The sequence below is a fragment of the Streptomyces sp. NPDC096324 genome (assembly GCF_044763015.1).
Classification (GTDB): Bacteria; Actinomycetota; Actinomycetes; order Streptomycetales; family Streptomycetaceae; genus Streptomyces.
In genome coordinates this window covers 39,487-59,856 of sequence record NZ_JBIWFK010000007.1, presented here as the reverse complement: position 1 = coordinate 59,856, position 20,370 = coordinate 39,487, and the positions used below count along the sequence as shown (strand labels likewise).

Below are 20,370 nucleotides of genomic sequence, written 5' to 3'. Positions count from 1 at the left end.
GTGCCACCCCAGATGGCCGCTATGTGACCGAGTGACCCGATCAGCCCCAGATGGCGGGTTGGTTACCCCGGAAAATCACGCGAAGGGCCCGCACCGCGCGACGCAGCCATGACACGGCATCATGGTCCGCATGCGTGCGGTGGTGCAGAGAGTGGACGGCGCGAGCGTCGTCGTGGACGGCGAGACGGTCGGCGAGATCAGCGGCGAGGGCCTGTGCGTCCTCGTCGGGGTCACCCACGAGGACACCAAGGAGAAGGCGGCCCAACTCGCCCGTAAACTCTGGTCCGTCCGGATGCTGGCCGACGAGCGGTCCTGCTCCGACATCGACGCGCCGCTTCTCGTCATCAGCCAGTTCACGCTGTACGGCGACGCCCGCAAGGGGCGCCGCCCCACCTGGAACGCGGCCGCCCCCGGCGATGTGGCCGAGCCCCTCGTCGACGAGGTCGTCGCCCAGCTCCGCGCCCTGGGCGCCACCGTGGCCACGGGCCGGTTCGGCGCCCAGATGCGGGTCTCCCTGACGAACGACGGCCCGTTCACCGTCCTTCTGGACATGTGAGCCTTCTGGACGTGTGAGCCGCGGGGCCCGGCCGATGTGAGCCCTACGGCTCGACCACGACCTCCTGCGCCGCCGCCGTCGAGTCCGCCATCAGCGGGGCGTCCACCGGCACGTTGCGCTTCACGAGGGCCAGGGCGATCGGGCCGAGTTCGTGGTGGCGTACGGAGGTGGTGATGAAGCCGATCGTGCGGCCGCCGGGGTCCTCGCCCGCGAGGCGCAGCTCGGTGCCGTGCGGGGGCAGGACGACCTCGCTGCCGTCGAGGTGGAGGAAGACCAGGCGGCGCGGGGGCTTGCCCAGGTTCTGGACGCGGGCGACCGTCTCCTGGCCGCGGTAGCAGCCCTTCTGGAGGTGGACCGCGGTACCGATCCAGCCCAGCTCGTGCGGGATGGTGCGGTGGTCGGTCTCGAAGCCGAGGCGGGGCCGGTGCTGCTCGACGCGCAGGGCCTCGTGGGCGAGGAGTCCCGCCGGCGGTCCGGCCTTCTCCGCCCAGGAGTCCAGGTCCGCGCGCGGCAGGAAGAGATCACGGCCGTACGGCGTCTCGCGGACGACGACGCCCTCGGGGGCCTCGGCGATCGAACCGGCCGGCAGCTCGACGACCGCGAAGTCGGCGGTGCGGTCGGCGACTTCGACCCGGTAGAAGAACTTCATCGACTCCAGGTAGGCGACCAGCGCGTCCTGGGTGTCGGGTTCCGTGTGCATCCACACCGTCGTGCCGTCGTCGACGAGGTACAGCGCGTGCTCGATGTGGCCGTTCGCGGAGAGGATCAGCGCCTCGGTGGCCTGGCCGGCCGGGAGGTCGGTGACGTGCTGGGTGAGCAGCAGGTGCAGCCAGGCCAGCCGGTCGTCCCCGGTGACGGTGACGACACCGCGGTGCGAGAGGTCCACGAAGCCGACGCCGTCGGCGAGGGCGCGCTGCTCACGGAACAGGTCGCCGTAGTGGGCGGCGACGCCTTCGTCCACGCCCTCGGCGGGAACGGCGCCGGGCAGGGACAGGAGGGAACTCTTCATGGACATACACACTACGACCGAGCGGTCGCCGATTTTATTTCTGTCACTTCTGGAGGTCCTGGCAGTCCTTGCAGCGGCCGAAGATGGCGAAGTGCTTCATCTCCGTCTCGAAGCCGAAGGATTCCCGGAGCTTCGCGGTGAACTCGGCGGCGACGGAGACGTCGGCCTCGATGACGTTCGAGCAGTCGCGGCAGACGAGGTGGATGTGGTGGTGCCGGTCGGCCAGGTGGTAGGTCGGCGCGCCGTGTCCCAGATGGGCGTGGCTGACCAGCCCGAGCTCCTCCAGGAGCTCCAGGGTCCGGTAGACCGTGGAAATGTTGACCCCCGACGCCGTCTTCCTCACTTCGCCGAGGATGTCGTCGGGGGTCGCGTGCTCCAGGGTGTCCACTGCTTCGAGGACAAGCTGGCGCTGAGGCGTCAGCCGGTAGCCGCGCTGCCTGAGGTCGCTCTTCCAGTCGGTGCTCACCACACTGGAAGTCTAGGACCATTCCCGGGGACGCCGCCCTGGGGAACGGCAGGCGGCCCGGGAGCGCGCGGCGGGGTCCTACTTGAAGAAGGCGATCCCGTCGTCCGGCATGTCGTCGGGCAGGGCCTTGGCCCAGCGCTCGACGTCCTCCGGGGTGACGACCTTCTTCAGGTGCCCGGACATGTAGGGGCGCAGCTCGACCTCGGGGGTCTGCTTCTCGCCGACCCACATGAGGTCGCTGTTCACGTAGCCGTACAGACGCTTGCCGCCGCTGTAGGGACCGGAGGCGGCCGTACGGGCCACGGCGTCGGTGACCAGGTCGATCTGCGGCTTCTTGTCGGCCAGCTCGCCGTACCAGATCTCGACGACGCCGTCGTCGCGGGTCATCACGACCTCGACCTTGCGGTCGGCGTCGACGCGCCAGAAGCCGGTCTCCGTCTCCAGCGGCCGGACCTTCTCGCCGTTCTCGTCGAGCACCCAACTGTGCGAGCGGTACTCGAGGAAGTCCCGCCCGTCGTGCGTGAAGCTGACCTCCTGCCCGAAGTTGCACTTCTCGGAGCCGGGGAAGTCGTGGACACCGACTCCGGCCCAGTCGCCGAGCAGGAAGACAAGGGGGACCAGGTCCTTGTGGAGGTCCGACGGGATCTCGATCATGAGCTGAACAGTTCCTTGGTGGGGGTCAGCGCTGGCCCTGGTACAGCTTCTTCACGGTCAGCGCGGCGAAGGCGAGCACGCCGACGCAGACCAGGGCCAGCAGGGTTTCGAAGAAGATCTCCACGCGGGTGCTCCTCGGTGAGCGGAACGGGGTCCCCGCTCGGGCACAGCCGAGATGGGGGAGTACACAAAAGCCGGGCCCCAGCTTACGCGGCTGGGGCCCGGCCCTCTCTTCCAGGTGGGCCCTGCCGGGCCCGTCACGCTCAGCCGAGGAGCTGGCTCTGCAGGACGACGGTCTGCTGGAAGGGGATCTCGGGCGTCGCACCCTTGCGGGACTGCACGACGAGGGCCACGGTGTCCCCGGCCGACAGATACGCCTCGCGCACCTGTTCGGCGCCGTACGGCTTGCTCTCCGTGTACGCGTACCGGGTGACTTGGTCGACCGCGGCCCGCTCCGGGAACGCCTCGTCCCGCTCGACAAGTTCGGCCCCCTGCAGGGCGTACTGCGGGGAGTCGTAGTACGCCACCTTGTTGGCGACCAGGTCCTCCGCGACGGCGGCGGTGTCGAACTGGAGCAGATAGATCCGTGTGCGCGTGCCGTCGGCGGTGGTCCAGCCGCGTGCGGCGATGTGCCGCAGGGCGTAGTCGGTCAACAACTGGCCGACGGTGTCCCGGTCCGTCTTCTCCGCGTACTGCGCCAGGAAGGACCTCTTCGCGAGCCAGCCGTCCGCGCCGCGCAGCGCCGGGTCCGCCGTGGCGCCCTTCGGGGCGGTGAGCAGGAGCTCGCGCAGGTCGGCGGAGTGGACTCCGGCCTTGTTGGACTCGGCGAACGGCCCCGGGCTGCCGGACGGCAGAGGTGGTTTGACGATGGCCGGGTAGTCCCAGCGCCCGTCGGACTTCGTCGCGAGACCGGGTACGTCGGTGCGCTCCATACCGGTGATGCCGTACGCGGCGGCGGAGCCGACCGCGGCGAAGACCACGGTGGCGGCGGTCCAGCGCAGGACGGCGCGGAGCACCCGGCGGTCCTTCTTGACCTTGACTGGGATCGCCTCGGGTTCACCGGCCACGGTCGGCGCGACAGGCGACGGCGGCGCCGCGGCCCGGGCCCCGGCCTCCGTCCCGGCCTCCGCCACGACGACCGGCTGCTGCGGCTCGGCGGCGCGCGACTCCTCGCGTTCGGCGGACACTCCCTGCTCGACCTGTGTCGTGTCCTCGACCGGTCTCATGTCGTCGACCGGTGTCGTCTGCTCGGTCATACCGCCTCTCCCGGCTCCTGGATACGGTCGAGCTGCTCACGGAGCAGGTACGCGACCCCGTCGGTGGTCATCGGCCTGGGCGCGTACGCGATGGCGCTGACCAGCACGTCACCCTGATAGGCGGAACAGATCATCATGTCGAGCTTCTCCCCCTTCTCCTTGGGCGACAGGAAGCACTTGGCGTTCTTGTGGCCCTCGATCTTCGGTCCGGAGCGGAAGATCTTGAGGGCGTCGAACAGCCCGTTCTGGAACGTCGACATGTTCCGCACGGCGCGCTTGTCCTCGATCTGCGCCAATTGGATGCTGACCGTGACGACGCCTTCTCCAGGGAAGCGGCTGTCGAGGTAGCTGCGCATGGCCATGCCCTTGGTGTGCTGCTTGTCGATCTCCTTCTCGATCCGCCGCCGCTGGGAGCGGGGCAGGCCGCGGACCGCCTCCTTGCGCAGGGCGGTGGCCTCGCCCCCGCTGAGCGCGGCGTCGGAGCCGAACCGGGCGATGTCCGGACCCCGTTTCCAGGCGTCGTCGTACGGCACGAGCGTGGCGGCGAGCGAGGAGGCTGCCTTCGTCCTGGCCTCGCCGCTCGTGGCCTTCGGGAACTTCCAGTTCGGCGCACCCGCGTCCCGGTCGGCGTCCTGGACGGTCACCACGGTGTAGGCGCTGCCCGCGACGACGGCACCGACGAGCAGCACGGAACCGGCGATGGCCGCGATACGGCCACGCCTGACGGGCTTCCTGGCAGGGGCGGGTTCGGCGGCGACCGCAGCGGACTCGGAGGTGACCGCTTGCGGTACGACGGACTCCGGCAGGGTCGGTTCCGGTGTCTCAGGGACGGCCGGCGCAGGGGCCGTCGGCTCCGACGCGATCGACGCCGGACCGGGCTTCACGGCCTCTGCGGTCTCCGGGTTCGGGGATTGCTCGTTCACAGCCGCTCCAACTGCCGCTTGGCCAGGTCCATGATCTTCGACTTCGGGATCGGCTTGGAGTCGTAGATCCAGATCTCCATGGCGATGTCACCACGCGAGGCCGTCGCCTGAGCCTTGTAGAGCGGCAGGTAGCCGGCCTTCCTCTCCGGCTTGAAGAGGTAGACCATGCCGTCACTCGCACCCGGGAGGGACCACTCGCCGCTGGAGCGGTACACGTACCAGTCACTCGCCCGATCCGCGGCGCTGAGGTTCTCCTCCTGGCGGTACTGCACCAGCCGGATCTGGGTGTTGCCCGTGCTGCCCATGTTCCAGCTGACCCCGGCGCCCCGGCGGAACTCCGCCTCGGCCAGACGACCGAACGCTCGGTCCGAATCCTTCAGTGCGTGCGCGTAGGCGGCCATGTCCAGCCAGCCGTCCTGCTCCGGCGCCCAGTCGGGCACCTTCGTGCCCTTCGGCCGGCTGATCAGCAGCTTGCGCAGGTCGCCGTTCGTCTTGACGCGGTGGTCCTGGGCGGCGGACAGGGGTTCGGGCCCGGGGCCCTTCGCCTGGGCCACCACCGGCTGCGACAGCGAGGGCAGCCGGGTCGGCTCGCGGTCGGCCTGGACCAGATATCCGGCGCAGGTACCGGCGACGAGACCGAGCACGGCGGCCGTGGCGATGAGCAGAGTCGTACGACCGCGCCGACGGCGCCCGGGCGCTGACGGAGCGTCCGGTGTCGTACCCGGATCGACGATCGGCGCGACCTCGGGCACGCTCGGTCTTTCCGGTGTTTCGGGACCTTCGGGTACCACCAAGACATCCCCCCACGAACGTGAAGCGCGGATTCCGTATCCGCGCGCACAGGAGACCCATGGCCTGCACACGGGGTTGCGCCGGTGTTGATCACGATTCGGACTACCATGGCGGCCATGGCGAACAAGCTCGTGATCAAGGTGACGGCGGGGGCCGACGCCCCGGAGCGCTGCTCACAGGCGTTCACCGTCGCCGCGGTGGCCGTGGCCAGTGGCGTCGAGGTCTCCCTCTGGCTGACCGGCGAGTCCTCCTGGTTCGCGCTGCCGGGCCGCGCCGCCGAGTTCGAGCTGCCGCACGCGGCACCGCTGCCCGATCTGATCGACTCGATCCTGGCGGCCGGGCGCATCACCCTGTGCACCCAGTGCGCGGCCCGGCGCGACATCACGGAGAAGGACGTCCTGGAGGGCGTGCGGATCGCGGGTGCGCAGGTGTTCGTGCAGGAGGCGATGACGGACGGGACGCAGGCGCTGGTCTACTGACCGCCGCCCCGCGCCGCTACTGACCCCGCCTGCGGCGCGTGCGGATGTCCACCCAGAGACAGAAGGGGTGGCCCGCCGGGTCGAACAGCACGCGTACGTCCTCCTGGGGCTGCTGCTCGGCGAGCCGGGCGCCCTGTTCCACGGCGCGGGCGGTCTCCTCGGCGAGGTCGTCGACCTCGATGTCGAGATGGAGCATCATCCGCTGGTCGCCGGGGCCCGCGGGCCACACCGGCGGCGTGTAGAGCGGCTCGGTCTCGAAGGCGAGCGCGATCCCGTCGAAGGGCGGGCCGATGAGCACCCAGTCGGGCTCCTCCGACCGCACCTCGTACCCGAGCAGCCTCCGGTAGAAGTCGGCGAGTTCATGGGCGTCGGGTGCGTCGAGCACCACGGTGGACAACCTCGTACGCGACATAGACGCCTTTTCCGCTCCTACCGCTGCCGTCGGTTCACGGCTGCCGCCGTTTCTTGCCGTCCAGCTCGTCCCACCACTCGTCGGACTTCGGGTCCCCGGACGGGTCGTCCCACCATCGGTCCTCGGGGCCCCGCCGGTTGGCCACCATCGCGGCCACCGGCGGAATCAGCATGGCCACCACGCACATGGCGACGGCCGCGGGAACCGACCACAGGCGTACGACCGCCCAGGCGAGGACGAACAGCACGATGCACGTCCCCATCATGGCGAAATACTGGCGACGCCTGCGCGCGTACATACCACCAGCGTAGGCCCGGACAACCCGTCCGGCGCAGTGCCGGCGGGCCGGGAAGCGGGCAAGCCGAAGGGCCGCACCCCGATCCGGTAAGCGTCCAACCCCCGGGGGTGCGGCCCTTCGGCCGTTCAGTCGACTGCCGTCATCGACGGCGGTCCGCCGTTCAGACGGCGATCGCGACCTCGGCGAGGCCGCCCGTCTGGGCGACGACCGTGCGGTCGGCGGTGCCACCGGGCACCAGCGCGCGGACGGTCCAGGTGCCCTCGGCCGCGTAGAAGCGGAACTGGCCCGTCGCGGAGGTGGGGACCTCCGCGGTGAACTCGCCGGTCGAGTCCAGCAGACGGACGTAGCCCGTCACCGGCTCGCCGTCGCGGGTGACCTGACCCTGGATCGTGGTCTCACCGGGCTTGATCGTCGAGGCGTCCGGGCCGCCGGCCTTCGCTCCACACATATTTCGATTCCGTCCTTCAGGCCTTGGGGTTTACTTGTTGGCGCCGAGCTCGATCGGCACGCCGACGAGGGAGCCGTACTCGGTCCAGGAGCCGTCGTAGTTCTTGACGTTCTGCACACCGAGGAGCTCGTGCAGCACGAACCAGGTGAGCGCGGAACGCTCACCGATGCGGCAGTAGGCGATCGTGTCCTTGGCGAGGTCGACCTGCTCGGCGGCGTAGAGCTCCTTGAGCTCGTCGTCCGACTTGAAGGTGCCGTCGTCGTTGGCGTTCTTCGACCACGGGATGTTGCGGGCGCTCGGGACGTGGCCCGGACGCTGCGACTGCTCCTGCGGCAGGTGCGCCGGGGCGAGCAGCTTGCCGCTGAACTCGTCGGGCGACCGGACGTCGACCAGGTTCTGCGAGCCGATCGCGGCGACGACGTCGTCACGGAAGGCGCGGATGGCGGTGTTCTGGGCCTTGGCCTTGTACGCGGTGGCGGCGCGGTCGGGAACCTGCGAGCCGTCGACCAGGTCGCGGGAGTCGAGCTCCCACTTCTTGCGGCCGCCGTCGAGGAGCTTCACGTTCTCGTGGCCGTAGAGCTTGAAGTACCAGTAGGCGTAGGACGCGAACCAGTTGTTGTTGCCGCCGTAGAGAACGACCAGCGTGTCGTTGCCGATGCCCTTGGCCGAGAGGAGCTTCTCGAAGCCCTCCTGGTCGATGAAGTCACGGCGGACCGGGTCCTGGAGGTCCTTGGTCCAGTCGATCCGGATGGCGTTCTTGATGTGGTTCTTCTCGTACGCCGACGTGTCCTCGTCGACCTCGACGACCGCCACGTTCGGGTCGTCCAGGTGGTCCTGGACCCAATCGGCGTCTACCAGGACGTCGCTGCGGCTCATGCTCGTTCTCCTCCGGGGCAGTTGCGGCGGGGTGGTGCGATGGAGAGGCTGCGCGGTGCTGCATGCCGGTGAGGGCTGCGCGGCGCAATGGTGGCCCGGACAAGAGAGGTCCAGGGGCCCGGCTCGCGGAAGACGGGAACGCTTCCGCTCAGAAGGTGCGACAGAGCATGGCGGCGACGCGGCACAGGTCTACTGCCCGCCGCTTCGTGAGATCCGCCTGTCGCTTCATGGGTCCGATCGTAGGGACGGACAGGCGGGCATGTCACCGGCGTGTCGGATGCTGAGACGCGATCGTCCGCACTGTGATACGAACATGCCGTCGAAGCCCGTCCCGCACGGATTCCGGAGGGCTCGGCCGGTCGCGTCCCGGCTGCCCATCTGCGGTACGGACGAGGTCGTCTCGCCTTTCGGACAGCGACCCCCTCCGGGGGCCCCGCCACCGGCCCCGCCGCCGGTCCGGCCGCCGACCCCGCACCGGCCCGGCCGCCCCTTCCGGCCGCCCTCCGGTCAGGCCTTCCGCCGGCCGGCGGAGCCTCTCCGCCCGCCGGTGGAGCCGTTCCGCCGGCTCGGCCGGGCCTGTCGGCCGCCACCGGCCGAGCCTTCCTCCGGCCGGACTTCCGTCCGCCTCCGGTCCGGCCTTCTACCCGACCAGCCGGACGTCCGAACCCTTCACCGAGATCTCGACGCCGTCGTGGGCCGCCTCGACCTTGTCGAGCTTGATCCCGCCGGGCAGTTGCTCGATCTTCTGCTCGAAGTCGGTGATCGAGCGGATCCGGCCCTCCGCGAGCTGGACACCCAGCTTGGGCAGGGAATCGGCGTGCACCTTCACGGTGTCGCCGGAGACCGACACGGAGCTGAGCACCGAGAGCGTCTTGGACGCCTTGGAGCCGGGGACGGTCACCTCGACGGCGACCTTGACCTTGCCGTTGCCACCGTCGGAGAGGCCCGTGACCTGGGTCTTGATGCCGAACCCGACGTCCAGGGGCTCGGGCTTGGCGGCCTTCAGCAGTTCGGCGTACGAGATCGACGCGGTGCCGGTGGCACTGCCTGCGGTGGCGGAGCTGTAGTCGCCGCTGAAGGCGACGCCGTGCATCTCGGCGTTGAGGTCGTCGATGCGGATCGTGCCCGCGGAGGAGCCCGTGCCGCCCGTCGACGCCTCGTAGTCCTTGATGCCGACCTTCACGTCGTCGAGTTCGCCCGAGGCGACCTGGGTGAGGAACGGAAAGCCCCCGATGGACACGTCGGGGGTGGACGTGAGGCCCTCGCTGGTCTTGATGCGGCCCGCCGCCTCGTCCTCCGCGAACCAGACCGCCACCCGGTCGGCGAGTACGAACAGTCCGCCGAGAACGACCAACAGAACCACGGTTATTCGCAGTGCGCGCATGCTCGTTGTTCCCCTACCTGGGACGGCTCCGTCTGGACGGCCGAGTGGCCACCGAACGCGAGCCTAACCCCGAAGGGCCCCCGAACCGGGGGCCCTTCAAGGTAGTTGTCGATCACCTGTGACGAATCGGCGCGGCCCGCGGACCGCGACCGGCCGCCCGGCGGGCCGGTCAGCCCAGAGCACGGCCCAGCAGGTAGACCGCCGGGGCGGCGGCGGCCAGCGGCAGCGCCACGCCCGCGGTGAAGTGGACGAAGCGAGAGGGGTAGTCGTAGCTCGCCACCCGGTGGCCGATCAGCGCGCAGACGCCCGCGCCGAGGCCGAGGAAGGCGCCCTGCGTGCCCAGGTCCGTCATGCCGCCGACCGCGATGCCGGCGCCGGTGGCGGCCAGCAGCGCGACGACCACGGAGGCCGCCGTGGGCAGCGGCAGCGCGCGGGCCAGGATCGCCGCGGCGACCGCGGCCGCGCCCACCGTGACGGCGTCCGGCTCGGCCGCCAGATGACCGGCCGCGATGATCGCCAGCGCCGCGGAGACGACGGTCGCCATCAGGCCGTACATGCGGGTGTCCGGATCGGCGTGGCTGCGGAGCTGGAGCACGAGGGTCAGCAGGACCCACACGCCGAGGGTGCCGAGAATCGCGGCGGGCGCGTTCTCCCGGCCGGCGGCGAGCAGCGCCACGTCGGCGGTCACCGCGCCCAGGAACGCCAGCGCGATGCCCTGGCGGGCGGGCCACATCCCGTTCAGCCGGAACCAGCCCGCCGCGGTGACGGCCTGGAGCAGGACGAGCGGTACGACGAGCGCGTACTCCCCGATCGCCGCCGTCCCGGAGAGCAGCAGCGCGAGCAGCGCGGTGAGCGCGGCCGGCTGGATCCCGGGCTCGATGATCGGCGACCGTCCCTCGGCGCGGGCACGCTGCGCGTCGGTGATCCGGCTCTGGCCGGTGACCGTGGCGGGCCCGTAGGCGACGTCGGTCTCGCTCTCGGGCGGGGTCCCGCCGTCACGCGGGGTCCCACCGGGGCGGGAGGGGTCTCCCGGGCCGTCGGCGGCCGGCGCGTGGGCCGGGTTCCACGGCTGCGCCGGGGCCTCGGGCGGCAGGGCCGCCCCCGCGACGCCGCCGTACCCCTGGGGCTCGCCGAAGCTCTGGTACCCCTGCGGGGGCGGGTACGAGGTGTCGGCCTCCTGGACCGGCGCCTGTGCCTGCGTCTCCCAGGTCCGCCCCTCCCACTGCTGGGTGTGCTGCGGCCAGTCGGCCTGCTGCTGGGGCTCCTGGGACTGGTGCTGCTGTGCTTGCTGATAGGGGTCGTACGCCTCGCGGCGACCCTCGTACGGCTGGTTGCTCATCGTCTCGCTCACCCTCCTGCGAACGGCGGGAGCACCTCGACCGTGCCGCCCTCGGCCAGCCGTACCGTCTCATGCCCGCGGGTCCCCACGGGATCACCGTCGATCAGGAACGAGCATCGCCGCAGGACGTGGACGAATTCGCCGGGGTGCCGTTCGCGGGCCGCGTCGAGTGCCTCGGCGAGCGTGCCGGCGTCGTACGGCTCGTCGCCGACGCCTGCCGCGGCCTTGGCGGCGGCCCAGTAACGCACCGTGCCCTTTGCCATCTCGTTCCTCAATCAGCGATCTGGTGTGTGGTGTCCGCGCACCTGTTTGCGTGAACCCCGCCAGGCTAGGCCACGTGCGCCGTGGACCAATCGCGGATGCGGGCCAGCAGGGCGTCGGGGGCGGCGTTCTCGGCGTGGCCCATGCCGTGCTCCAGCCACAGTTCGGCGTGCCCGGCGGAGGCCTCGGCCAGCATCCGCGGGTGGTCGACCGGGAAATAGCCGTCCCGGTCGCCGTGGACGACGAGGAGCGGGGTCGGCGCGATGTGCGGGACGCACTCGACCGGGGACGCCGGCACCGGATCCCAGTCACGGTGGTGGATCCGGGTCCGCAGCCCGACCCGGCCCACGATCCGGCCCTCGGGACGGGTCACCAGCCAGTGCACCCGCCGCATGGGGGCCGTACCCCGGTAGTACCAGCGGGCCGGCGCGCTCACCGACACCACCGCGTCCGTACGCGCCTCCGCGCGCCCCTCGTGCTCCCGCGCCGCCGCCGGCCCACCCTCCGCGGCCCCGGGGCCGTTCTCCCCGTAGAGCGCCGCGTGCCGCAGCACCACCGAGCCGCCCATCGAGAAGCCGACCGTCACGATCCTGGTGTGCCCGAGTTCACGCGCCCAGGCGACGGCCGCCGCCAGATCGAGGACCTCGCGGTCCCCGACGGTGGAACGGCCGCCCGATCCGCCGTGTCCGCGGAAGGAGAAGGTGACCACCGCCCCGCCCCGGGCGAGGACGCCGGCCGCCCGGCGGACGTGCGGACGGTCCAGATCGCCCGTGAATCCGTGTGCGACGATGAACGCAAGGTCACCGGACGACTCCGTTCCGGGGTCGTAGGCCGCGTCGATGTCCACCCCGTCGGCCGTACGCAGAAACCTCCGCAGAGGGGTGCGCGGAACCGTCTCAAGGCGTGGACTCTTGAACGAACGCGTCATGTGACCTGCCGGACCTGGGCTCATGTGGGCTATTCTGCTGGGCATGAGGACTCGGGCAGAGTAGCCCCCGGGTCCTTTTGTGCTTTCAGAAGCGTTGTATACGAAGCGGGAAACCGCAGGTGTACGGGCCGCGAAGGCGCGGCGGATCCCGGAGGCGCGGGAGCCGTATGTACAGGGCAGTGCCGCAAACGTCCTCGCAGGGACCGAGGAGGAACCAGACGTTATGGGCGAGCGAACCGTGCACGAAGGCAGGACGACCCGAGTGGGTGAGGCTCGATGAGCTCTCTTCTGCTCCTGACCAACGCCCTTCAGCCGTCGACGGAGGTGCTTCCCGCTCTCGGCCTGCTGCTGCACAACGTGCGCGTGGCTCCGGCGGAAGGCCCGGCCCTCGTCGACACCCCCGGTGCCGACGTCATCCTGATCGACGGACGACGTGACCTCCCCCAGGTCCGCAGCCTGTGCCAGTTGCTGCGCTCCACGGGACCCGGCTGTCCGCTCGTCCTCGTCGTGACCGAGGGCGGCCTCGCCGCCGTCACGGCCGACTGGGGCATCGACGACGTCCTGCTCGACACGGCGGGCCCCGCCGAGGTCGAGGCGCGCCTGCGGCTCGCGATGGGCCGCCAGCAGATCGTCAACGACGACTCCCCGATGGAGATCCGCAACGGCGATCTCTCCGTGGACGAGGCGACCTACAGCGCCAAGCTCAAGGGCCGGGTCCTCGACCTCACCTTCAAGGAGTTCGAGCTCCTGAAGTACCTCGCGCAGCACCCGGGCCGCGTCTTCACCCGCGCCCAGCTCCTCCAGGAGGTCTGGGGCTACGACTACTTCGGCGGTACGCGCACGGTCGACGTCCACGTACGGCGTCTGCGCGCGAAGCTCGGGCCCGAGCACGAGTCGCTGATCGGAACCGTCCGGAACGTCGGTTACCGATTCGTTACCCCGGAGAAGGTGGAGCGCGCCGCGGACACCGCGAAGGCCAAGGCGGCCCAGCCAAAGCCGGATGATGCGGACGAGACGGCGCACCCGGACGGGACCGCTCCCACGCAGGCCGCCGCGCAGCCCCAGGAAGCTGCCGTACGCCCTGCCCAGAGGTAGGTCCATCCGCGTAGACTCCGCGCGTGGCCAAGGTGACTAGGGATGATGTGGCGCGGCTGGCGGGTACTTCCACCGCCGTCGTCAGTTATGTCATCAACAACGGACCCCGGCCGGTCGCCCCGGCCACGCGCGAGCGCGTTCTCGCCGCGATCAAGGAGCTGGGGTACCGGCCCGACCGGGTCGCCCAGGCCATGGCCTCGCGGAAGACGGAGCTCATAGGCCTGATCGTGCCGGACGCGCGCCAGCCCTTCTTCGGGGAGATGGCGCACGCCGTCGAACAGGCCGCGGCCGAGCGCGGGAAAATGGTCCTGGTCGGCAACTCCGACTACATCGCCGAGCGCGAGGTCCACTATCTGCGGGCCTTCCTCGGCATGCGGGTCTCCGGGCTGATCCTCGTCAGCCACGCGCTGAACGACCACGCGGCGGCCGAGATCGACGCCTGGGACGCCCGCGTGGTGCTGCTGCACGAGCGCCCCGAGGCGATCGACGACGTCGCCGTCGTCACCGACGACATAGGGGGCGCCCAGCTCGCCACCCGGCACCTCCTGGAGCACGGCTACGAGTACGTGGCCTGTCTCGGCGGTACGGCCGAGACCCCCGCCGTCGGCGACCCCGTCTCCGACCACGTCGAGGGCTGGCGGCGCGCCATGCAGGAGGCCGGCAAGCCGACCGAGGGACGCCTCTTCGAGGCCCCGTACAACCGCTACGACGCCTACAAGGTCGGCCTCGAACTGCTCGCCGGACCACACCGGCCGCCGGCCATCTTCTGCTCCACCGACGACCAGGCGATCGGTGTCCTGCGCGCCGCGCGCGAGCTGCGCATCGACGTGCCGGGACAGCTCGCGGTCGCCGGGTTCGACGACGTCAAGGAAGCGGCCCTGACCGACCCTCCTCTGACAACGATCGCATCGGACCGCTCGGCGATGGCCCGCGCGGCCGTGGACCTCGTCCTGGACGACGGGCTGCGGGTGCCCGGCTCCCGCCGCGAGCGGCTGAAGCTGTTCCCCTCGCGCCTGGTGGTACGGCAGTCCTGCGGCTGCGAGTAGCCCGCCCCCGGGCGGCGGCCGCGAGCGGCCATCGCCCCCGGCGGCCCGGCCGCCCCACACTTTCCACCCGGACGACGAGGATCCCCGCGCCCTGAGGGACGCGGGGATCTCTGTGTGCCGGTGCGGGCCGCGAGGGCCCGACGGGCCTAGAACAGCAGGTTGTACTGGTTGAAGCCGGTGCCGAGGCTCTTGCGGGTGCCGAAGAGGCTGCTGGAGGCCTTGTTGGTGCCCGGGTAGAGCCAGAGCGTGCCGCCCGAGTCGCGGGCGAGGACGTCCGCGATACCGTCACCGGTCACATCGCCGTTGGCCACGTACGAGGTGAAGTTCCAGCCCGTACGAGCCTGGATGCGCGCCGAGAACGGGGTCTTCTCGACCTGCGTGCCCCGGTAGAGGTACAGGACGCCCGAGCTGTTGCGGACCAGCAGGTCGGCGCGGCCGTCGCCGGACAGGTCGCCGTGACCGAAGATCTTGACGTTCTTCCACGCCCTGTCGACGATCTTGACGCGGCCGTAGAACTGGCCGGTGCCCTTGCCCGGGTAGAGGTAGACCGACCCGTCCGCGTCCACCGCGACCAGGTCGGGGCGGGAGTCGCCGGTCAGGTCGCCGGGGACGGCGTACGACTTGTAGCCGCCCCACACCGAGCTGATCTGCATCCACTCGAACTCGCCCGAGCTGTGGTTCATGTAGCTGCGGTAGAGCTTGCCGTCGCCCTTGTCCCGCATGATCAGGTCCTGGTAGAAGTCCCGGTCCAGGTCGGCCTGGAGGACCCAGCTCGCGTTCTGCCAGCCGTTGCCCTGGTAGGCGCGCGCGGACAGCGAGGTGCCCTTGCTGTCCTGCTCGAACAGACCGCCGGAGGGCGTGCGCTCCAGCAGGTCGGCACGGCCGTCGAACGTCAGGTCGGCGTCGTCGATGCGCGGCTGGGCCGCCCAGGTGTACGAGGACACCTTGGTGAACACCGGGTAGGCACCCTTGGCGGTGCAGCCCGAGACGCCCCACGAGACGATGCCGATGATCTTGCCGCCGAACATCACCGGGCCGCCGGAGTCACCGTTGCACGGGCTCTTGGTGCCCTCGTCGACACCGGTCGCCGGGGTGCCCGCGCAGAACATGGAGCCCTCGATGAAGTCGTCCTCGCCGAGGACGGTGTTCATCGCGCTGTTGCAGGTCGAGTCCTTCACCAGCGGCAGGGTGACCTTGCGCAGGTTCGCCGACAGGTCGGCGTCCGCGGCGCCCGAGGTCAGCCCCCAGCCGTAGACGGTGGCGTTGCTGCCGGGCTGGTAGTAGGCGTTGTCGCCCGCGGCTGCCAGCTTCGCCCACTGCTGCTCCAGCGGACGGTCCAGGGTGAGGACCGCCACGTCGTTCTGGAGGGTCGAGCTGTTGAAGTGCGGGTGGTTCCACTGGCGGTAGACGCCCGCGACGGTGCCGTTGGTGCTGTCCAGCAGACCGGTGGCACCGGCGACGACCGCGCCGTTGTCCGCCCAGTCCAGACCCGCGACGCAGTGCGCCGCCGTCAGGACCTTGTTCGGGGCGACGAGGGTGCCGCCGCAGAAGTAGCCGGTCCCCGCCGCGCTGTCGTAGTAGGAGAGCTGGACCATCCACGGCGCGGAGGAGATCGTCGTCTCGCTGCCGCCGATGATGAACGGTGTCTTCTTGGGCGCCGTGCCGGGCGTCGCCTGGGTCTTGGCGGCCTCGACGACCCGGTGGCGCAGCTCCTTGTCGGAGGCGGTCGGCGCGGGCGCCGCGGTGGACTGGGCGACGCTCGCGTCGGGCAGTCCGGCCGGGTCACCGGCCGCGGAGGCGGGCTGTGCCGCGATGGCGCCGGCGCAGGTCAGCGCCAGCGCGAGAGCGGCCGTCGGCAACGCCGTGGCGGGGCGTCTCCAACGGGCGCGCAGAGCAGGTATCACTCAGGACTCCTGGGTGTGGGTGCGTGTGTCTTCTCGTCAGTGGCCCGAGAAGGGCGTACGACGCACCGGCCCGACCGTCGACGGCAATCGCTTGCATCGACATCGGGCGTAACCGCGGAGCCCCCCTCCGGCCCGGGAATCGTAGGCCTCACCGATCTCTGGGCACACGGCCTTCACAGGGGTCGGAGAAGTGTTCGTCCCCGGCGTTCCGGGACATCACCGGTGCGCAACCCGCCGTTCGCCGGAGGGCGGCGGAACCACGCACGGTGCACGGACGGGTACGAGCCGGAAGCGCGGGCGGACCTCGGCGGAGGCACGGCGCGGACGTCGGCGGAGGCACCCGCCGAGTGCTCACAGACAGTTCTCACGACACCCGCAGGGGTTTCCCGGACAGCCCACAGAAAGGGTCTTTATATCGGGCATACGAGGTTCTGTCGGGCTTCTCAGGGGCCACTCAGGGAGCTCTCATGATCGGAGGACAGTCTGTTTTCATGACCGAGAGCTTCCGCCGTAGCGGCGAGTACCCCCAGGGCGACCACCACGGGTCCGCGTACCCGGAGCAGCAGTCGCACCCCTCCTCCCCGGTGAATCCCGAGTGGCCTCCGCCCCCGGCGTACGACCCGGCCGGACCGGTCCACGTCGAGCCGGGCACCACGGTGTGGCCGGGCTCCGGCTCCGGCCACGGCTCCGGCGGCGGCAACGGCGGCCACACCGCCGGCCCGTACGCCGGCTACCCCGAGCACGACCCCGCCGGTACGACCGCCGCGTTCGCCACCGTGGCCCCCGGCCCCACCGAGCCCCCCGCGAGCCCGGCCGGCAAGCGGCGCGCCAAGGGTCCCTTCGCCCTGCTCGCCGCCGTCGCGATCGTCGCCGCGGCGATCGGCGGCGGCACCGCGTACGCCTTCCAGGAGCTGACCGGCAACGACACCGTCGCCACCTCCAGCACCACCAGCGCCAACGTGGTGCCCACCAGCCAGCGCGGCACGGTCTCCGGCGTCGCCAAGGCGGTCAGCCCGAGCATCGTCGAGATCGGCGCGACCTCGAACGCGGGCTCGTCCACCGGCTCGGGCGTGATCATCACGACCGGCGGCGAGATCATCACCAACAACCACGTCGTCGCGGGCGCCTCCGAGATCAAGGTGCAGCTCGCCAACGGCAAGTCGTACAAGGCCGACGTGGTGGGCACCGACAGCAAGAAGGACCTCGCGCTGATCAAGCTGGACAACCCGCCCTCCGGCCTGAAGCCCGCGACGCTCGGCAACTCCGACGGCGTCCAGGTCGGCGACCAGGTCGTCGCGATCGGCTCCCCCGAGGGCCTGACCGGCACCGTCACCAGCGGCATCGTCTCCGCCCTCGACCGGGACGTGACCGTCTCCACCGACGAGGGCCAGAGCCAGCAGCAACAGCAGGACGGCAGCGGCAACGGCCAGTGGCCGTTCGAGTTCGGCGGCCGGCAGTTCAACGGCGACACCGGCTCCTCCACGACGACGTACAAGGCCCTGCAGACCGACGCCTCGCTCAACCCCGGCAACTCCGGCGGCGCCCTCATCGACATGAACGGCAACATCGTCGGCATCAACTCCGCGATGTACTCGGCGGCTTCGGACTCCTCGTCCTCCTCGTCGAGCGCGGGCAGCGTCGGCCTCGGCTTCGCCATCCCGATCAACACCGTCAAGTCCGACCTCGCCACCCTGCGGGCCGGCGGTTCCGACAGCTAGCCAGGAGGCCGCCATGATGATCAAGAGCGTCCAGCACACCACCGCCGTGGGGGACGCGGCCGCACTCGCCCTCGCCCTGGCGGTCGCCCGCGCCCTGCACCCGTCCGTCCGGCGCGCGCCCGAACTGGCCCCCGCCGTGTCCCGCCCCGCCCGGAGCCGGACCTCCGCCCGCCGCCGCACCGTACGCAGCTGATCCATTCCGGCGCGGCCAGGAACGTGCGAGTCTGAAAGCACCGGATCACCACTCATACCACCCGAGGAACCCGACGCCCATGAGCTCCGCCGAAGGCGACCGTGACACCCAGCGCATCCTGATCGTCGACGACGAGCCGGCGGTGCGCGACGCACTCAAGCGCAGCCTCGCCTTCGAGGGGTACGACACCGAGGTCGCGGTCGACGGCGCGGACGCCCTGGAGAAGGCGACGGCCTACCAGCCCGACCTGGTCGTCCTCGACATCCAGATGCCGCGCATGGACGGCCTCACCGCGGCCCGCCGGATGCGCGGCGCGGGCACCACCACGCCCATCCTCATGCTGACGGCCCGGGACACGGTCGGCGACCGCGTCACCGGGCTGGACGCCGGGGCGGACGACTACCTCGTCAAGCCCTTCGAGCTCGACGAACTCTTCGCCCGCATCCGCGCGTTGCTGCGGCGCAGCTCGTACGCGGCATCCGCGGGCGCGGTCGTCGAGGACGACGCGCTGACCTTCGGCGACCTGCGCATGGACCTGTCGACGCGCGAGGTCACCCGTGCGGGACGCCCGGTGGAGCTGACCCGCACCGAGTTCACCCTGCTGGAGATGTTCCTGGCCCATCCGCGCCAGGTCCTCACCCGCGAGCAGATCCTGAAGGCCGTCTGGGGCTTCGACTTCGAACCGTCGTCGAACTCCCTCGACGTCTACGTCATGTACCTGCGCCGCAAGACGGAGGCCGGCGGCGAACCGCGCCTGGTCCACACGGTGCGGGGTGTGGGGTATGTGCTGCGGTCCGGTGGAGCGGAGTGATGCGACGCTTCAAAACGCTGCCGTTGCGCTCGCGGCTGGCCCTTCTGGTGGCAGCGGCGGTGGCGTTCGCGGTGGCGGCGGTATCGGTGACGTGCTGGTTCATCGTCCAGGGGAAGTTGTACGGCGAGCTGAACAACCAGCTGCGGTCCTCGGCGATCCACCCCCAGGGCAGGAACATCGCCAGCACCATCCAGAATTGCACCAGCACTCCGAACACCCCGTCCGGCCAGACACCGCCTGACGCCGGAGGATTCCGGGCCCAGTTCGAGTCGTACCTCCAAGTGGTCACGGCGGACGGCCAGGTCTGTGTCGCCTCCATGTCACCCGGCAAGATCGAGATCGCCGGAGGGGACACCGCCCTCGCCAAGAACCCGGTCCCGGGCCACGGCGCCTTCCGCGACGGCACCGACACCCAGGGCAACCCGGTACGGGTGCTCACGGTCCCGCTGACCATCGCCAATCCGGACGGGACGACGACGCTCGTCAAGGACGCCGCGACCATGTACGCCGTCCCGCTCAAGGGCACCAACGCCACCCTCAACGAACTGGCCCTGGTCCTCCTGCTCGTCGGCGGCATCGGAGTCGTGGGGGCCGGGGCGGCCGGGCTCTGGGTCGCGCGGGCCGGGCTTCGGCCGGTCGACGAGCTCACGGACGCCGTGGAACACGTGGCCCGCACCGAGGACCTCACCATCCGCATCCCCGTCGACGAGGAGAGCGACGACGAGATCGCCCGGCTCTCCCGTTCCTTCAACTCGATGACCGCCTCCCTCGCGAGCTCACGCGAGGTGCAGCAGCAGCTCATCGCCGACGCCGGACACGAACTGCGGACCCCGCTCACCTCGCTGCGGACGAACATCGAACTCCTGACCAGGAGCGAGGAGACCGGCCGTCCGATCCCCCCGGCGGACCGCAAGGCGCTGCTCGCCTCGGTGACGGCGCAGATGACCGAACTGGCGGCGCTGATCGGCGACCTTCAGACACTGTCGCGGTCGGACGCCGGACACACGGCCGACCGGGTGGAGGTCGTGGCACTCCAGGACACCGTGGAAGCGGCACTGCGCAGGGCCCGGCTGCGCGGCCCGGAGCTGACGATCACGGCCGAGCTGGAGCCCTGGTTCGTCCGGGCGGAGCCCTCCGCCCTGGAGCGGGCGATCGTGAACGTCCTCGACAACGCGGTGAAGTTCAGCCCCCCGGGCGGCACGGTCGACGTCCGGCTGAGGGACGGCGAGCTGACCGTGCGCGACCACGGCCCCGGCATCCCCGGTGACGAACTCCCGCACGTCTTCGACCGCTTCTGGCGTTCCCCGGACGCTCGGGCCCTGCCCGGCTCGGGCCTCGGCCTGTCCATCGTGGCCCGCACCGTCCAGCAGTGCGGCGGCGAGGTGACGCTGAGCCCCGCGGAGGGCGGCGGCACGATCGCGACCGTCCGGCTTCCGGGAGCACGGACGGCCCCGCCCGACACACTCTGACCTGCTCCCCTGCCCCGCTGCCGCCCTGCTCTCCGCATGCGAGTGAGCCCCCG

The 20,370-nt window shown here is 70.8% G+C and carries 24 protein-coding genes; 8 read left to right on the top strand and 16 right to left on the bottom strand.

Annotated elements, in window-relative coordinates:
* Positions 1-130 precede the first annotated feature (130 nt).
* Entirely contained in the window at positions 131-556 is a 426-nt protein-coding gene (gene dtd, locus ACIQ7M_RS20165) for a D-aminoacyl-tRNA deacylase (RefSeq protein WP_403646055.1), read from the top strand.
* Between the two features lie 43 nt (positions 557-599).
* Here dtd and ACIQ7M_RS20160 read toward each other — a convergent pair whose 3' ends face one another.
* From ACIQ7M_RS20160 to ACIQ7M_RS20135, 6 genes are all read right to left on the bottom strand, one after another.
* Positions 600-1,565, bottom strand: a complete 966-nt coding sequence (locus ACIQ7M_RS20160; RefSeq protein WP_403646052.1) for a YgfZ/GcvT domain-containing protein — start codon at positions 1,563-1,565, stop codon at positions 600-602.
* A gap of 43 nt (positions 1,566-1,608) precedes the next feature.
* On the bottom strand, positions 1,609-2,034 hold the full coding sequence (locus tag ACIQ7M_RS20155) for a Fur family transcriptional regulator (protein ID WP_355759844.1): 426 nt from the start codon (positions 2,032-2,034) through the stop codon (positions 1,609-1,611).
* A gap of 75 nt (positions 2,035-2,109) precedes the next feature.
* A complete protein-coding gene (locus ACIQ7M_RS20150) occupies positions 2,110-2,685 on the bottom strand; it encodes an FABP family protein (RefSeq protein ID WP_351860268.1) in 576 nt (191 codons plus the stop codon).
* Positions 2,686-2,948: 263 nt separating this feature from the next.
* Positions 2,949-3,941 (bottom strand): hypothetical protein, encoded by a 993-nt coding sequence (locus tag ACIQ7M_RS20145; RefSeq protein WP_403646048.1) that lies wholly within the window; start codon positions 3,939-3,941, stop codon positions 2,949-2,951.
* Positions 3,938-4,864 carry a hypothetical protein gene (locus tag ACIQ7M_RS20140; protein ID WP_403646045.1) on the bottom strand — a complete coding sequence of 309 codons (927 nt, stop codon included), beginning with the start codon at positions 4,862-4,864 and terminating at the stop codon, positions 3,938-3,940. The genes ACIQ7M_RS20145 and ACIQ7M_RS20140 overlap by 4 nt, the downstream gene beginning before the upstream one ends.
* The gene (locus ACIQ7M_RS20135) at positions 4,861-5,616 is read right to left on the bottom strand and encodes a hypothetical protein (protein WP_403646042.1); all 756 of its coding nucleotides are present in this window, start codon (positions 5,614-5,616) and stop codon (positions 4,861-4,863) included. Before ACIQ7M_RS20135 ends, ACIQ7M_RS20140 begins: the two co-directional genes overlap by 4 nt.
* 156 nt (positions 5,617-5,772) lie before the next feature.
* Here ACIQ7M_RS20135 and ACIQ7M_RS20130 point away from each other — a divergent pair, with 156 nt between their 5' ends.
* Entirely contained in the window at positions 5,773-6,135 is a 363-nt protein-coding gene (locus ACIQ7M_RS20130) for a DsrE family protein (protein WP_355759853.1), read from the top strand.
* A gap of 16 nt (positions 6,136-6,151) precedes the next feature.
* Here ACIQ7M_RS20130 and ACIQ7M_RS20125 read toward each other — a convergent pair whose 3' ends face one another.
* The 9 genes from ACIQ7M_RS20125 to ACIQ7M_RS20085 form a co-directional block, all read right to left on the bottom strand.
* The gene (locus tag ACIQ7M_RS20125; RefSeq protein WP_355759855.1) at positions 6,152-6,547 is read right to left on the bottom strand and encodes a VOC family protein; all 396 of its coding nucleotides are present in this window, start codon (positions 6,545-6,547) and stop codon (positions 6,152-6,154) included.
* Between the two features lie 34 nt (positions 6,548-6,581).
* Positions 6,582-6,845 (bottom strand): DUF3099 domain-containing protein, encoded by a 264-nt coding sequence (locus ACIQ7M_RS20120; protein ID WP_355759856.1) that lies wholly within the window; start codon positions 6,843-6,845, stop codon positions 6,582-6,584.
* Between the two features lie 160 nt (positions 6,846-7,005).
* On the bottom strand, positions 7,006-7,293 hold the full coding sequence (locus ACIQ7M_RS20115) for a DUF1416 domain-containing protein (protein WP_054232391.1): 288 nt from the start codon (positions 7,291-7,293) through the stop codon (positions 7,006-7,008).
* A gap of 30 nt (positions 7,294-7,323) precedes the next feature.
* Positions 7,324-8,169, bottom strand: a complete 846-nt coding sequence (locus tag ACIQ7M_RS20110) for a sulfurtransferase (RefSeq protein ID WP_355759858.1) — start codon at positions 8,167-8,169, stop codon at positions 7,324-7,326.
* 148 nt (positions 8,170-8,317) lie between these two features.
* On the bottom strand, positions 8,318-8,398 hold the full coding sequence (locus tag ACIQ7M_RS20105) for a putative leader peptide (protein WP_350310325.1): 81 nt from the start codon (positions 8,396-8,398) through the stop codon (positions 8,318-8,320).
* Between the two features lie 411 nt (positions 8,399-8,809).
* A complete protein-coding gene (locus tag ACIQ7M_RS20100; RefSeq protein ID WP_355759860.1) occupies positions 8,810-9,553 on the bottom strand; it encodes a DUF2993 domain-containing protein in 744 nt (247 codons plus the stop codon).
* 169 nt (positions 9,554-9,722) lie between these two features.
* A complete protein-coding gene (locus tag ACIQ7M_RS20095) occupies positions 9,723-10,892 on the bottom strand; it encodes a hypothetical protein (protein ID WP_403646035.1) in 1,170 nt (389 codons plus the stop codon).
* 8 nt (positions 10,893-10,900) lie between these two features.
* Positions 10,901-11,155: a MoaD/ThiS family protein gene (locus ACIQ7M_RS20090; RefSeq protein ID WP_355759864.1), complete on the bottom strand. Its 255-nt coding sequence runs from the start codon at positions 11,153-11,155 to the stop codon at positions 10,901-10,903.
* A gap of 65 nt (positions 11,156-11,220) precedes the next feature.
* Positions 11,221-12,105 (bottom strand): alpha/beta hydrolase, encoded by an 885-nt coding sequence (locus tag ACIQ7M_RS20085; protein ID WP_403646032.1) that lies wholly within the window; start codon positions 12,103-12,105, stop codon positions 11,221-11,223.
* A gap of 252 nt (positions 12,106-12,357) precedes the next feature.
* Here ACIQ7M_RS20085 and ACIQ7M_RS20080 point away from each other — a divergent pair, with 252 nt between their 5' ends.
* Positions 12,358-13,176: a response regulator transcription factor gene (locus ACIQ7M_RS20080; protein ID WP_355759868.1), complete on the top strand. Its 819-nt coding sequence runs from the start codon at positions 12,358-12,360 to the stop codon at positions 13,174-13,176.
* Between the two features lie 23 nt (positions 13,177-13,199).
* The gene (locus ACIQ7M_RS20075; protein ID WP_386980696.1) at positions 13,200-14,222 is read left to right on the top strand and encodes a LacI family DNA-binding transcriptional regulator; all 1,023 of its coding nucleotides are present in this window, start codon (positions 13,200-13,202) and stop codon (positions 14,220-14,222) included.
* A 146-nt stretch (positions 14,223-14,368) separates the two neighbouring features.
* Here ACIQ7M_RS20075 and ACIQ7M_RS20070 read toward each other — a convergent pair whose 3' ends face one another.
* Positions 14,369-16,126, bottom strand: a complete 1,758-nt coding sequence (locus ACIQ7M_RS20070; protein ID WP_403646028.1) for a trypsin-like serine protease — start codon at positions 16,124-16,126, stop codon at positions 14,369-14,371.
* 491 nt (positions 16,127-16,617) lie between these two features.
* Between ACIQ7M_RS20070 and ACIQ7M_RS20065 the strand changes: the two genes are divergently transcribed.
* From ACIQ7M_RS20065 to ACIQ7M_RS20050, 4 genes are all read left to right on the top strand, one after another.
* On the top strand, positions 16,618-17,844 hold the full coding sequence (locus ACIQ7M_RS20065; protein ID WP_403646025.1) for a S1C family serine protease: 1,227 nt from the start codon (positions 16,618-16,620) through the stop codon (positions 17,842-17,844).
* Between the two features lie 13 nt (positions 17,845-17,857).
* Entirely contained in the window at positions 17,858-18,037 is a 180-nt protein-coding gene (locus ACIQ7M_RS20060; protein WP_403646022.1) for a hypothetical protein, read from the top strand.
* A gap of 79 nt (positions 18,038-18,116) precedes the next feature.
* Positions 18,117-18,848, top strand: coding sequence for a response regulator transcription factor (locus tag ACIQ7M_RS20055; RefSeq protein WP_037622391.1), 732 nt, complete (start codon positions 18,117-18,119; stop codon positions 18,846-18,848).
* Positions 18,848-20,317: a sensor histidine kinase gene (locus tag ACIQ7M_RS20050; RefSeq protein WP_403646019.1), complete on the top strand. Its 1,470-nt coding sequence runs from the start codon at positions 18,848-18,850 to the stop codon at positions 20,315-20,317. Before ACIQ7M_RS20055 ends, ACIQ7M_RS20050 begins: the two co-directional genes overlap by 1 nt.
* Positions 20,318-20,370: the final 53 nt, after the last annotated feature.